This is a genomic window from Emticicia sp. BO119 (assembly GCF_013912375.1).
GTDB lineage: Bacteria > Bacteroidota > Bacteroidia > Cytophagales > Spirosomataceae > Emticicia.
Map to the genome: position 1 here is coordinate 236043 of NZ_JACETV010000006.1, position 13496 is coordinate 249538.

The window sequence follows — 13496 nt, forward strand, 5'->3', positions numbered from 1 at the left end:
CCCAATAAAAAAGGACTGAACCCACAGGTATCAGCCCTTAAATATATTTTATGTTTGTTAAGTCTTAAAAAATATTAATTCCAGTATCAGACAAAACAATTGATATACTGCAATAATTACTTAATCCCTGACTTAGTCAATTACTTAGCCTCATTCGCCATTTTCTGTACTTGCTGACGCTCATAGAAACTGATAAAATCTTCTAATTTATCAACCGGAATACGTCGGGCTATTATTTTCTTATCCTTATCTAAAATATAATTTGTAGGTGTCGAATACACATCAAAATTATTTCTGAAATAATACCTGCCTTTAGCATCCCACAGGTTCAGTAATTCTCCTGTTTTATAAGTATTCACAAAATTGCTTATCTTCTTCTTGTCATAGACAATACTTACATTATAGATGGTAACTTTTCCTTTGTTGGCATGATAAAACTCCATCAGTTTAGGGGCAGAGTCTTTACAGTGTCCACATTCGGGGTCATAAAAATGTACTAAAGTGTATTTGGTCTTGCTTTGCATAGGCGAATGCTCTCTACCTAAAGAGTCAGACACAATTAACTCAGGAAATACAAGGCCTGTCTGTAAAGGCTTCAGAATATCCACTCTCTCTTTGAATTTAGCTCTCTGTGTTGAGTCCAACCAGGGTGCATTTTTCAAATAATAGTTTTCAGCCAGATGCACAAAAACACCATCTAAACCCACAATTTCGTTATTTTCATATTTATTGGTAATTTGCCATAATACGAAGCGATATACTTCCTGATTAGGCTTAGCCAGTTTCAATACCTTATCTGCATCTCTGTTAATCGAATCCGTTACCTGATAAACCAAATCCTTAAAATAACGCTCTACACGGCTATGTAAAAAAGGGGAACGCAACATTCTGTCATCTGTAAAGTCTATATTATCAAAAAAATGCCCTTTATAATAATTAAACAGATACGTCGAGTCAGGGCGGCCATTTGCTTTTTTAGGTAATACTTTTGGTAACTCCGGCTCCATATTACCTTTAATAACTTTGGCTGCAAAAGTACCTTCATTCGTTTTGGTAAAATCCTTCATATAAGTCTCCACATCCGCCTGAATCTTCTCCATCTGCTTACGGGTTGCTTCTTGCGCTACCGGATCATTTTTACCTTTGGCAGCCATAGAAATTACCTCTGCTTCCTTACTTTTATCTTGTAAAAACTTACGGTAGGCAAACAATAAATCATTTTCTTTTGAGCCCTTAAACTTAACATGCCCTACAAAATCAGTAGTATCGCTTTCTATTTCCATAAATTGCTCTTTGCCATCAACAGCAAAATCATAATATTTAGATGGCGACAAAACAATCAGATAAATTCCACCCTTCAGAGGGTCTTTACCCTGAAAATTCAATAAGCCGTTCTCTACTTTGGCCGAATCGACTTTAATATATTGATTGTAGCCAAAAAAATGGGCTAAATGACAAGTCTTGCCTTCTTGAATGCCTTTCATTCGAACCTTGATTGAGTGTCCGGGTTGTTGGGCAGAAACTCCACTGATCGCAAAGAAAAGTGAAAGTATGAGTAAGGGTGTTCGGTAATTTTTCAAAAGCATTTTTTTATTTTTAGTCTATTTCTTTACAATTAACAAAGATAAGTGCTTAATTTATCGGTTCTTGTTAAAAACTTGTTAATACTTCAAATACAACTCTAACGAAAAGCTATGTTTCATATTGTTTCAAAGATACTTACTTTCTTTCTGATGCCAGCCGGTATCATCTTTATTTTACTGATTTACGCTATCTCTACAAAAAATCGTACCAAATCCAAAAAAATAATTATTGTTACATTGTTTTTTTTCTATCTTTTCACAAATCCCTTCCTGGTCAACGAAATTTTATTGTTGTGGGAAATCCCCCCAACGGCTATTTCAACAGTTAAGCCACATGATATTGGTATTATCCTGACAGGCAATACCATTAATACCACCAGACAACCTGCCGAAAATATATATTTAACAGGTACAAGCGACAGAATCGGACAAACATTACAACTCTACAAGCTTGGTAAAATAAAAAAAATACTTATCAGCGGTGGAGATGTCCCTATCCTCCGCAAAACCACCACACGGGAAATAGATCAGATTGCCCGGTATTTAATTCTAAACGGAGTAACCAGAAAAGACATTTATTTAGAAGATCGTTCAACCAATACTCACGAAAACGCAGTAAATACTTCAAAAATCTTAAAAAAACAATTCCCTGATCAAAGTTATATTCTCATTACCTCTGGCTTTCATCTGAGAAGAGCTATCGGTTGTTTTAAAAAAGTGGGTGTTAAGCTTACTCCATACGGTGCAAATTACGTGTCGTCTGAGCGGCAATGGGTACTCACTTATTTTCTCCCAAGTGGTCATGCAATAGGCTATCTACAGTTAACATTGCGTGAAATAATCGGTTATATAACTTATTGGGTATTTGGCTGGATATAAAAACAAAAAAGCAGCAGCAATTATTTAATTACTACTGCTTAATAATCTGATTCCAAATATTATTAATCCTGTATCGTTTCTTCAGGACTATTCATTCAATAAATCAGCTCAATTTTGAATAATATTTATTATAAATAGCTTCATAACGCTTGGCGGCTTCTGCTTGCCCGTTACGGTTACATACATTAGCCAGAATCTGTAGATTACGCAGGTTAATCTCGATATACTGTTGTACATTATCAGGCATCCATTCTGCACTCGTTCTTTGCGCTTTTTCTGTAAAATAAGCTAAATTAGCATCAGCGCGTTTGGTCATAACCTCTGCTATTTCCATCGCCTTTTTATTATCTCCAACTTCAAAATAATACATAACATAGTTTGTACATAGCTGATCATACGGAATGGTATTATCCGGCAAAACCTTGTTTGCATAATCTAATACCTCTTTTGCTTTTACTTTTTTATCTTCTCTTACCAACTGGTCGGTCAAGCGCAAGAAAGCCAGACGGGCTGTAATAACAGGCACTTTCAGGTAAGTTTCTGAATCATAATATACCTTTGGATTATTCATTTCACGCCATGACATCTTCTTAAGCATATTATCATACATTACATCTGTATTTACAAAGCCATCATCACCCGGAGATAATCTGAACGGCATCAATCGATAGGCATAGCCTTCCAGTTGCATATAATCTCTCAGGTTCAGATAGTTATCGGTTGCCAGAGTACCTGCAAAATAGATAGGTCTTTTCCAGTTATTCTGGGCAATCATTTCCAGTTGCATCAAATCGTTTTTCAATAAATCACGTTTGCCGATGTTCCATACCATCTGCCCTGTCAGATAAGGCTCGTATTGTTTTCCTACAAAGCCCATTTTCTTTATATCTTCTACATTGTAGGTCAGAAACAGACTGTCTGATGGCAATGAGTTTATGCTTTCGCCTGTGGTTAGTGGAATCTGAATAGCGGGGTCATTTTTCTTTACTAACTCCAGAAACTCTTTCAGGTTAATTGGTTGTTGCAAACGCTCAACATAAGGAATCTGATCATTGATACCACTTAACAACTGATCGGTTGAGAAACTGATCGGTAGTGGGTCAGACTCATACGTTTTGCGTTTCATTTGCTCACAATACCAGTCTGTGCCTAATAAACTCAGGTTACAAACACGTACATCTGTGCGGAAGCCCTCCACTTCTTGCACATACCAGAGTGGGAAAGTATCGTTATCACCACCTGTAAACAGAATGGCATCTTTAGCACAAGAGTTCAACAGGTTTTTGGCAAAATCAACCTGATGATAACGGTTCGAACGGTCATGCCCTCTCCATGCCTGCGGAAGCATAATAAGCGGCACTACTAAACCGATAGCAGTCGCAGAAATGGCTCTTACCTGTGTATTTTTTATAAACTTCAATGCATAGTCAAACAAACCCATCACTCCCAGACCAATCCAGATAGCCCAGATATAAAACGAACCAACGTAGATGTAATCACGCTCACGTGGCTCAATTGGTGGTGCGTTCAGAAATACTACTAAGGCAACCCCGGTAAAAATAAATAATAAAAGGAGCACCAGCGCATCACGCTCACGACGGAAATAGTGGTAGAGTAAACCCAGAATTCCTAAAATAACAGGCAAGCCATAGAAGTTGGTCCTACCACGATTTTCTTTCACAGCTGGAGGTAAACTATTCTTTGTCTCAAAAATATTAGTTGGCCCTGCACCTTCAATATCACTCGAGCGCCCCCAGAAATTCCAGGTAAAATAGCGCCAGTACATATACCCCAACTGACGCTTAAACATATACATTACATTGGTAATCAACGTAGGTTTTTGTTCGGGCGACAATCCCATTTCCTGTCTGTACACTGCCTGATGATTGGCATCAGTGCTCCACATACGTGGCAATAAACTTTCGCTGTTCGCCCCCCAGATATAATTCGGTTTATGGTCATATATCTCATACTTATCTTTACCGACTTTGTAAATTGGGTCACCGTTTTCGATAGACTCTAATTTGCCAGTAAATACAGGACCGTATAACAAAGGGCGGCTACCATATTGTTCACGTTTCAGATACGAAACGTAGTTCAATACATTACTCGGGTTATTTTCGTTAATGGGCGGATTATAATTTGAACGGATCAGGGCAATGGTATAGCTCGAATACCCAATCAGGATAAAGGCAAATGCGACTAAAGCCGTATTGGCAACCACCATACCTTTTTTATTGGTATAGAAAATCGCATAAGTTAAACTACCAATTAACAAGATCACAAAGAACAAACTACCCGAACTGAATGGCAGGCCAAAGGTATTCACAAAGAGTTTTTCAAAGCCAAAAGCCAATGACGGAATACCGGTAATAACCCCTACATTAATAATACCCAGTACTACCATACCTATCAAAAAGGCAACAATACCACCTTTCCATGACACTTTTTTGGTCTTTTTATAATAATAAATTAAGGCTAAAGCAGGAATCGTAACCAGATTTAATAAGTGAACTCCGATAGAAAGGCCTACTAAATAGGCAATAAATATCAGCCAGCGGTTGGCATCTGATTCATCTTCGATTAACTCCCAACGGAACGCCGCCCACACTACAATAGCTGTAAAGAATGATGACATACCATATACCTCTGCTTCAACTGCCGAAAACCAGAAAGAGTCAGAGAAGGCATATACCAACGAACCCACTGCACTTGCGCCTAATACCAAGATGGTTTCTGTTGAGTTGAGTTCTGCCCCTTTTTTACCAAATACCTTCCTTGCCAGCAATGAGATTGTCCAGAACATAAAAAGAATGGTGAACGCACTCGAAATAACCGACACCATATTTATCATCAATGCCACTTTGGTTACGTCGCTTCCGGCTAACAGAGAAGCCATACGGCCGATTAATAAGAAAAAGGGCGCTCCGGCAGGGTGAGGAACTTGTAGTTTGTAGGCACAGGCAATAAACTCGCCGCAATCCCAGAAACTTGCCGTAGGTTCAACAGTTAGTGTGTAAGAAATCAATGAAATGGCAAATACTGCCCACCCAACGATATTATTGAGCCTTTTAAAATTGTTCATTTGATAGTGAGTAAATGTATAAATGCTTAGTTCAGGGGGTGAATTCGATTCCCAAATCAGAACGATGGCTCAAAAATAGAGAATTTAGGGCAGAGTTTAGAAAAATTTGACTTTAAATTATGTTAAATGCCAGAAATGAGACAACAAAAAACCCTCCTGGGTTCAGGAGGGTTAATTCGTCTTATATCTCAATGAAAGAAATCTTTCATCCGATCAAATATACTTTTATCGCTTTTGGTGGCTCTTGGCTGGAAGTTTGGTGCTTCGCGGAGCTTTTCTAAGATTGCCTTTTCTTCACTATTTACGCTGGTTGGCGTATAAATATTTACGTGTACCAACTGATCGCCAGTGCTATAGCTGTTTACTTCTTTTAAACCTTTGCCTTTCAGGCGCAGGATTTCGCCTGGTTGCGTACCTGCTTTGATACTGATTTTTACTCTGCCGCCAATGGTTGGTATTTCGGCTTCTTTACCTAATACAGCATCCGCAAAGTTCAGCTTCAGATCATAAATGATATTATTCCCGTCACGTTTCAGTTCCGGGTGTTCTTCTTCCTCAATCACTATCAGTAAGTCTCCGGCTACTCCCCCACGGGTGGGTACGTTCCCTTTGCCAGTCATCGATAATTGCATACCCTCACCTACCCCTGCCGGAATTTTGATAGAAATTAAATCTTCATTCAATACACGGCCTTCACCAAAACAAACTTCACAACGGTCAACAATCACCTTACCCTCTCCCTGACAGGTATGACAGGTGCTGGTAGAAACCATTTGCCCAAGCATGGTACTTACCACCTTACGGATCTGCCCTGACCCATTACAGGTCTGACAAGTCTTTTGAGAATTACCATTTTTTGAGCCATTCCCTGTACAGGCATTACAAGATACATAGCGTTTTACTTTTATCTTTTTCTCTACACCATTGGCTATCTCTTCCAGATCCAGTTTCAGCTTGATACGAAGGTCTGAACCTTTACGCACAGGTTGGCCCCCACTACCGCGTCTGCCACCACCACCAAAGAAACTGCCAAACGGACTGTCGTCACCAAATACACTACTGAAAATATCTTCCATATTCACTCCGGCACCACCAAATCCGCTGGCACCACCCATACCCTGATGACCGAACTGGTCGTAGCGTTGGCGTTTTTCGGCATCTGATAATACTCCGTAGGCTTCAGCTATCTCCTTAAACTTCTCTTCTGCCGCTTTATCTCCCGGATTTTTATCAGGGTGATATTGAATAGCTAACTTCCGATAGGCTTTTTTCAACTCATCTTCTGTAGCAGTTTTGCTTACCCCTAATACTTCGTAATAATCTTTTTTTTGTGCCATAATGATTGTGTATAAATGCGCATGAGGGTGTTTTAAAAGTTTTTGCTCCAAAAAAACTTTGAAAAACCCCACACCCTAAATCCCTCTCCCCAACAGTGGGGAGAGGGACTTTAATCCCCTTCCCTACTGTTGGGGAAGGGTTAGGGATGGGGTTTTAATTTGTAAAATATAATCTTGAAGCCTTTGCTTTTCGAACATACTCATATCTATTAAATCTTATATCTTAACTCCCCACTACTACCTTTGCGTAGCGAATTACTTTATCGTTCAGAAAATACCCTTTCTCTACCTCATCAATCACTTTCCCCTTTTTGTCGTCTCCGGCAGCAAACTGCGTAATACACTCATGCAATTCCACATCAAAATCTGTGTCTTTCGACTCCATCGGTTTCAATCCTTTAGCCGACAGAGTTTTCTGTAGTTTATGAAATATCAAAGCGATACCCTCTTTTAAAGGTTCAACCTCGGTTACACTTTCAAAAGACTTGTTGGCACGTTCAAAATCATCAATTACCGGAATCAATTCTTTTATCAAACCTTCTGAGGCATTCTGAATCGTTTCAATTTTTTCTTTAGCTGTGCGTCGACGGAAATTTTCAAATTCAGCATACAAGCGTAAGTATTTATCTTTTGCTTCGGCCACCTGAGCCTCCAGTTGAGCTACTTTGTCTTCTGCCTCAGCCGTTTCTGCACCTTCTGCAACTGTTTCTTCTGCCAAATTTTCTACTTGTTCGTCTGTTATTTCTTGTCCTTCTTTATTCTCTGCCATTTTTCAAACAATTTTGTTTTTGCAAAATTCGTCAATTTTTTTGCCAATCCGAAATTTACTGACAAGATGGCAGAATTATATCTCATATAAGACCCTGCTTTCAGACAGTTTTTTTATAACTTGCCAAAAAATTCAGCATTAATCCTCCTATGCAGACAGCTATTGCCCATGCCACAATTCATACAGGCACACAAATCCTCGAAAATCATACTATTATTATTGAAAACGGCAAGATCAAAGCCATAGAACCTATTGAGAATTTCAGCCATGAAAATACACGCACCATAGATTTAGCAGGCAAACACATTGCCGCAGGTTTTATTGACACACACATCAATGGTGGAGAAAAATATTATTTTACTCAATACCCTACGGAAGAAACTATCCAGGATATTTATGAATCGAGCTTAGCTTTAGGTACTACTCATGTATTGCCCTGCCTGATAACTTCTCCCTTAGAAAATATTCTGAAAGGCATAGAAGTGACCAAAAATTATATGCAGAAAAACCCGGATTCAGGGGTATTGGGTATGCACCTGGAAGGGCCTTTTCTGAACTTAGCCAAAAGGGGTGCGCATTTAGCCGCTTACGTCAGAAAACCTACCAATGCCGAATTAGAAGAGATTATCAGATACGGCAAAAATGTAATAAAAATCATGACGATTGCTGCCGAAAACTTTACTGAGGAACAATTGGATTTATTGTTGGAAAGTGGCATCAAACTTTCCTTAGGACATTCTAATGCCACTTATAAGCAAGCCCAATATGCTTACCGGAAGGGTATTACCTTATGTACACACCTTTATAATGCCATGACCCAGATGGGACACCGTGAGCCAGGAGTAGTAGGTGCTACTTTTGATAATGCTGAAGTTTATGCCCCTATTATTATGGATGGTTTCCATTGCGACTATGCTGCGGCACGTATTGCCTACAAAATTAAAAAAGACAAATTATTCCTGATTTCTGATGCTCTTTTTGTGGGAGATAAAGTAACGCACTTTCAATGGGAAGAGTTTGATGCTTATCTGAAAGATGGGCAGTACCGCAACTCGGAAGGTAATCTGGCAGGTGCAGCTATCTCAATGGCTGACGGGTTGAGAAATGCTGTTCAGCAAGTGGGTATCAGCACGGAAGAGGCAATTAAAATGGCAACGATTCGCGCTGCACAGGCAGTAGGCATGGAACAAAGCATCGGGCAGATTGCCATTGGCTTTCCGGCGAAGTTTGTAGTTTTTGATGAGGCATTACATCATTTTGAACCCTTACTCATTTCATAATTGCCTGACAATCAATAAATTACACTAACAAAACGTTTTGTTCATGTAAAAACCTCATTTTTTCTGATAAAAAACAATAAAAAAAACTTGCCAAATTATACCGAATGGTATAATTTGGCACTGCCAATCTGATACTGATATGAGTAAAGCAGCAAGGACAAGAGAATTTATTATTGAAAAAACAGCCCCTATCTTTAATATAAAAGGCTATGCTGGTACTTCATTGAATGACATTACTGATGCCACAGGCTTAACCAAGGGTAGCATTTATGGCAATTTCACTAATAAAGATGACGTAGCCTTAGCCGCTTTTGATTATAACCTGCAATGCGTAGAGGAAATTATCAGTCAGGAAATCAGAAAACAGAAAACTTTTCAGGATAAGCTCCTGGTTTATGCCAATGTCTATGAAAATTTCTTAAAATACCCTTTTCCAATAGGCGGATGCCCTATTCTGAATACTGCGATTGAAGCTGATGATACACACCCTGCCTTAAAAGAAAAGGCGGCAAATGCCATTAATGGCTGGAAAAACAAGCTGATTTCATTAATACAAAAAGGCATTGATGCAAAGGAATTCAGACCAGAGACAAATGCGGAACAAACCGCTTTAACCATGATTGCCATGATAGAGGGCGGAATCATGATTACCAAACTGACCGGCAAGCTGAACTACAGGAAAGCCGTGATGAAATCAGTTGAAAAAATTATAAAGGATTTAGTTTAGTATATGTTGAAATGATAAGTGAACATATACTATTTTTTTTAACAAAAAAATACCAATCGGTATAAATTTATGAAAACAGACAAGCGAGAAAGAACATTTACTTGGACACAACCTTTAGAAGCTGCCAGACAAGCCCTGAAACTATCAGGCATAGACTATTTACAGGCCATGAACGAAGGCAGAATTGCTTTCCCTCCTCTGCTCCATACCCTTGATTTCAAGCCCTCACACTTAGAAAAAGGGAAAGTCATTTTCTCGTTTCAACCTCAGGAATTTCATTATAATCCAATAGGCAGCGTTCATGGGGGTGTTATTTCTGCCATTCTTGATTCTGCAATGGGTTGCACCCTACACTCTATTCTTGAAGCAGGCACCGGATACACAACCTTAGAATTAAAAGTGAATTTCCTGAAAGTTGTGACAACCCAAATAGAAGAACTTCATGCTGTAGGCAAAATCATCCATGCAGGTGGACGCACCGCCCTTGTAGAAGCTCAGCTAATCGACAATGACAATACAATTTACGCACATGGTGTAAGCACTTGTCTGATTTTGAAATACTAAACCAAAGAATAAAAATGAAAACAACACAGAATACTATCCTTGTAACAGGAGGAAGCGCTGGAATCGGCTTTGAAATAGCCCAACTTTTTAGCAAACAAGGCAATCATGTAATTATAGTAGGCAGAGATGAAGAACGCTTAACCAAAGCGGCCGCGAAACTGCAAAATGTAACTCCCTTGGCAGGAGATGTAAGCAAAGAAGAAGATGTAGAGACACTCGTAAAAATACTTTATGCTGATTTCCCGAGGTTGAATGTGATAATCAATAATGCAGGAAGTGCCTTTTTGAACAACTTATTGGAGACTGACCGTACGTTTGAAAAAGCACAAACTGAAATGCTTACAAATTACCTGTCAATCATCAGATTGAATGAAAAGCTTTTGCCTCTGCTCCAAAAGCAGGAAGAAGCAGCTATCGTGAATGTGTCATCAATTGTAGCATTTGCCCCAAATCATATCTTGTCTACTTATGGTGCAAGTAAGGCTGCATTACACTCTTATACGCAATCGTTAAGATTGTATCTGGCTAAAACACCTGTCAAAGTATTTGAATTAATGCCTCCGTTAGTGAATACTGGTTTCTCACAGGTGATTGGAGGGGCAAATGGAATTTCTCCAGCAGTTGTAGCAGAAGACTTATTGAAATCTTTTGAAACTGAAACTTACGAAATCCACGTGGGTCGTACGGCCGAATTTTACAAGCTATTCCATAGCTCGCCGACTGATGCCTTATATGCTATGAATCCTACTTTACAAGCTTAATGATACAGCTATGAAACAAAGAATAGCCTTTGCATTAATTATGGGCATTATCACTACAGGAATCATTTCCTTTACTCTCATTAGTATCAATATAGGTTTTGTAGAAAAGTTTCTGAGCATCTGGTTAAGATCTTGGGCTACCTCTTATGCAGTAGTAATCCCTTGTATCCTGATCATTGGGCCAAAAGTACAGGTCTTTGTCAATACGACTTTCCCGGAAAAAGCATTGATTGATGAATAACAGGTATCCCATTTTTGCGGGTGAGGCACGGATATAAAATATTCGTGCCTTATTGTTTCTAAGCTTTCTACTTTTAACAATTGTCTGTTTTACACTTCTATGATTACATTAAAAATCAATTTGCTTGAAAACTCAATCTTATAGCCTTATCTTTACCCCACTATCATTCAATCATATTATACTTATTAAAGACTACCAATGGAAACAAATGCTATCTCTCGAAGAAACTTACTGAAAAGCTCATTGACCGTAGGAGCAGGTTTAAGCTTGGGCTTACCTGATGCAATGGCAGGTTCGGAGAAAAAAGTTGCACATAATTTCAAATTCAGTTTGAATACCAGTACCATCAGAGAACAAAACCTTGGCTTGATGGGAGAAATAGAAACAGCAGCCAGGGCAGGTTATGATGCCATTGAAGTATGGGTAAATACTGTAGAAAAATTTGTACAGCAGGGTGGTAATCTGAAAGATGTAAAGAAAAAAGCCGCTGACTTAGGCATTACGATTGAAGATGCCATTGGTTTTTCTAAATGGATTGTCGACGATGCCTCAGAACGCGAAAAAGCTTTAGAGCAAAACAAAAGAGAAATGGCTATGCTGGCTGAAATCGGTTGTAAGCGTATAGCCGCTCCTCCCTTTGGAGCGACTACAGGTAAGGTGCTCGATTTACAGGCAGTAGCCGAAAGATATGGTAAATTATTGGAGGTGAGTGATAATTTTGGTGTAACACCTCAATTAGAGATGTGGGGATTTTCTACTAATCTCCACTTGGTAGGAGAAGTCTTATTTGCTGCTTCTGAAAGTGGCCACCCTAAAGCGTGTGTATTAACAGATGTATATCATTTACATAAAGGAGGCTCCAGTTTCAATAGCTTAAAAACCGCAAGTGGCTCATCCATTCAGATGTTCCATATGAATGATTATCCGGGAGTACCCCCAAGAGAAACCATTAATGACGGTGACCGTATATTACCGGGTGATGGTATTGCCCCAATTACTCAGATATTAAAAGAATTGCACAATAAGAAGACCCCCATTGTATTGTCGCTGGAAATATTTAATAAAGAATACTGGAAAATGGATGCTTTGGTGGCAGCTAAATTGGGTATCGAAAAAATGAAAGCATCTGTAGCTAAAGCTATTGCTTAATCAGGTATGAAAGATTCGCAGTCACTTTTACAGTTCAGCCAGAATATACTACAGAGAGCGGGTTTAGATGAAGATAAAGCTTTTCATACAGCCGATATATTATTAGAAGGAGAACTGTTGGGACATCGCACGCATGGTCTTCAGTTATTGCCTGCTTATGTGGATGAGTTAGAAAAAGATATGATGACTAAATCGGGCGAAGCTAAATTGCTCAACGATATGGGAGCAGTTTTGGCTTTAGACGGCAACTATCTGCCTGGCCCTTGGTTAGTCAATAAAGCCATTGAAGAAGCCTGCAAAAGAGCATCACAATACGGAACAGGTATTGTTACCATACAAAAATCTCACCATATTGCCTGTCTGGCTGCTTATTTAGAGAAAGTAGCCCGACAAGGATTTATGATTTTACTGGCCTGCTCAGACCCAAGAAACAAAACAGTTGCACCCTTCGGTGGGCTCACCCCTACTTATAGCCCGGATCCTCTCGCAGTAGGCATCCCGACAGACACAGACCCTATCATGATTGATGTAAGTATGTCTGCTACTTCTAATGGTCTGGTAGCTCGTTCGCATCGTCATGAGGAGAAACTCCCTCATAACTGGCTCTTAGATAATCAGGGGAATATAAGTAATAACCCTTCCGTTTTTTTTGACACCCCCCCAGGATCAATACTTCCTCTGGGTGGTTTAGATAGCGGTTACAAAGGTTTTGGTTTAGGTTTGATGGTAGAGGCGCTTACAAGTGCCCTGGGTGGGCATGGCAGGTCTGATATACCGACATTGTGGGGTGCTTCAGTATATTTACAGGTTATCAGTCCACTGGGGTTTTCAGGAGAAGAAGCATTTAAAAGAGAAACTGAATATTTAAAAAACCAATGTCTCAATTCAGAACCTGTTAACCCTGAAAAACCAGTAAGAATGCCCGGTGCAAGGGGTTTGGAATTAAAGCAAAAACAATTGATAAAAGGTCTTGACTTACTTCCAGAAACCGAAGAATCTTTGCGTCAATTAGGTAAGAAATACGGGCTTAATTTCGATTAATATCATCACAATCGGGAATTTGTTCCACAAAAAACCCGAAAAAAAATCAATTTCAATTTATGATATACAATTTGTGGAGG

Annotated in this window: 12 protein-coding genes; 8 read left to right on the forward strand and 4 right to left on the reverse strand. The window is 39.2% G+C overall.

What is annotated here, in order from left to right; translation table 11 throughout:
* Positions 1-140: 140 nt before the first annotated feature.
* Entirely contained in the window at positions 141-1586 is a 1446-nt protein-coding gene (locus H1R81_RS19580) for a TlpA family protein disulfide reductase (protein ID WP_181842431.1), read from the reverse strand.
* Between the two features lie 108 nt (positions 1587-1694).
* On the opposite strand from H1R81_RS19580, the gene H1R81_RS19585 reads away from it, so the two are divergent.
* Entirely contained in the window at positions 1695-2462 is a 768-nt protein-coding gene (locus H1R81_RS19585) for a YdcF family protein (RefSeq protein ID WP_181842432.1), read from the forward strand.
* Positions 2463-2565: 103 nt separating this feature from the next.
* Here the strand turns inward: H1R81_RS19585 and H1R81_RS19590 are convergent, their stop codons facing one another.
* The 3 genes from H1R81_RS19590 to H1R81_RS19600 form a co-directional block, all read right to left on the reverse strand.
* Positions 2566-5547, reverse strand: a complete 2982-nt coding sequence (locus H1R81_RS19590) for a DUF2723 domain-containing protein (protein WP_181842433.1) — start codon at positions 5545-5547, stop codon at positions 2566-2568.
* Between the two features lie 188 nt (positions 5548-5735).
* Positions 5736-6884, reverse strand: a complete 1149-nt coding sequence (gene dnaJ / locus H1R81_RS19595) for a molecular chaperone DnaJ (protein WP_181842434.1) — start codon at positions 6882-6884, stop codon at positions 5736-5738.
* 223 nt (positions 6885-7107) lie between these two features.
* On the reverse strand, positions 7108-7653 hold the full coding sequence (locus tag H1R81_RS19600; protein WP_181842435.1) for a nucleotide exchange factor GrpE: 546 nt from the start codon (positions 7651-7653) through the stop codon (positions 7108-7110).
* 149 nt (positions 7654-7802) lie between these two features.
* Between H1R81_RS19600 and nagA the strand changes: the two genes are divergently transcribed.
* The 7 genes from nagA (at position 7803) to H1R81_RS19635 (ending at position 13416) form a co-directional block, all read left to right on the forward strand.
* Positions 7803-8933: an N-acetylglucosamine-6-phosphate deacetylase gene (nagA, locus tag H1R81_RS19605; RefSeq protein ID WP_181842436.1), complete on the forward strand. Its 1131-nt coding sequence runs from the start codon at positions 7803-7805 to the stop codon at positions 8931-8933.
* A 139-nt stretch (positions 8934-9072) separates the two neighbouring features.
* Positions 9073-9660 carry a TetR/AcrR family transcriptional regulator gene (locus H1R81_RS19610; protein WP_181842437.1) on the forward strand — a complete coding sequence of 196 codons (588 nt, stop codon included), beginning with the start codon at positions 9073-9075 and terminating at the stop codon, positions 9658-9660.
* Positions 9661-9729: 69 nt separating this feature from the next.
* Positions 9730-10224 carry a PaaI family thioesterase gene (locus H1R81_RS19615; protein WP_181842438.1) on the forward strand — a complete coding sequence of 165 codons (495 nt, stop codon included), beginning with the start codon at positions 9730-9732 and terminating at the stop codon, positions 10222-10224.
* 14 nt (positions 10225-10238) lie between these two features.
* Positions 10239-10985 (forward strand): SDR family oxidoreductase, encoded by a 747-nt coding sequence (locus tag H1R81_RS19620; protein WP_181842439.1) that lies wholly within the window; start codon positions 10239-10241, stop codon positions 10983-10985.
* A 10-nt stretch (positions 10986-10995) separates the two neighbouring features.
* Entirely contained in the window at positions 10996-11226 is a 231-nt protein-coding gene (locus H1R81_RS19625; protein ID WP_181842440.1) for a DUF2798 domain-containing protein, read from the forward strand.
* A gap of 198 nt (positions 11227-11424) precedes the next feature.
* On the forward strand, positions 11425-12375 hold the full coding sequence (locus tag H1R81_RS19630; protein ID WP_181842441.1) for a sugar phosphate isomerase/epimerase: 951 nt from the start codon (positions 11425-11427) through the stop codon (positions 12373-12375).
* Positions 12376-12381: 6 nt separating this feature from the next.
* Positions 12382-13416, forward strand: a complete 1035-nt coding sequence (locus H1R81_RS19635; protein ID WP_181842442.1) for an Ldh family oxidoreductase — start codon at positions 12382-12384, stop codon at positions 13414-13416.
* The last annotated feature ends 80 nt before the right edge of the window (positions 13417-13496 follow it).

Coding starts and splice junctions, on each gene's coding strand:
- H1R81_RS19585 (WP_181842432.1), top strand. CDS start 1,695: ATGTTTCATATTGTTTCAAAGATACTTACTTTCTTTCTGATGCCAGCC.
- H1R81_RS19580 (WP_181842431.1), bottom strand. CDS start 1,586: ATGCTTTTGAAAAATTACCGAACACCCTTACTCATACTTTCACTTTTC.
- H1R81_RS19635 (WP_181842442.1), top strand. CDS start 12,382: ATGAAAGATTCGCAGTCACTTTTACAGTTCAGCCAGAATATACTACAG.
- H1R81_RS19610 (WP_181842437.1), top strand. CDS start 9,073: ATGAGTAAAGCAGCAAGGACAAGAGAATTTATTATTGAAAAAACAGCC.
- H1R81_RS19600 (WP_181842435.1), bottom strand. CDS start 7,653: ATGGCAGAGAATAAAGAAGGACAAGAAATAACAGACGAACAAGTAGAA.
- H1R81_RS19630 (WP_181842441.1), top strand. CDS start 11,425: ATGGAAACAAATGCTATCTCTCGAAGAAACTTACTGAAAAGCTCATTG.
- H1R81_RS19620 (WP_181842439.1), top strand. CDS start 10,239: ATGAAAACAACACAGAATACTATCCTTGTAACAGGAGGAAGCGCTGGA.
- H1R81_RS19615 (WP_181842438.1), top strand. CDS start 9,730: ATGAAAACAGACAAGCGAGAAAGAACATTTACTTGGACACAACCTTTA.
- dnaJ (WP_181842434.1), bottom strand. CDS start 6,884: ATGGCACAAAAAAAAGATTATTACGAAGTATTAGGGGTAAGCAAAACT.
- H1R81_RS19625 (WP_181842440.1), top strand. CDS start 10,996: ATGAAACAAAGAATAGCCTTTGCATTAATTATGGGCATTATCACTACA.
- nagA (WP_181842436.1), top strand. CDS start 7,803: ATGCAGACAGCTATTGCCCATGCCACAATTCATACAGGCACACAAATC.
- H1R81_RS19590 (WP_181842433.1), bottom strand. CDS start 5,547: ATGAACAATTTTAAAAGGCTCAATAATATCGTTGGGTGGGCAGTATTT.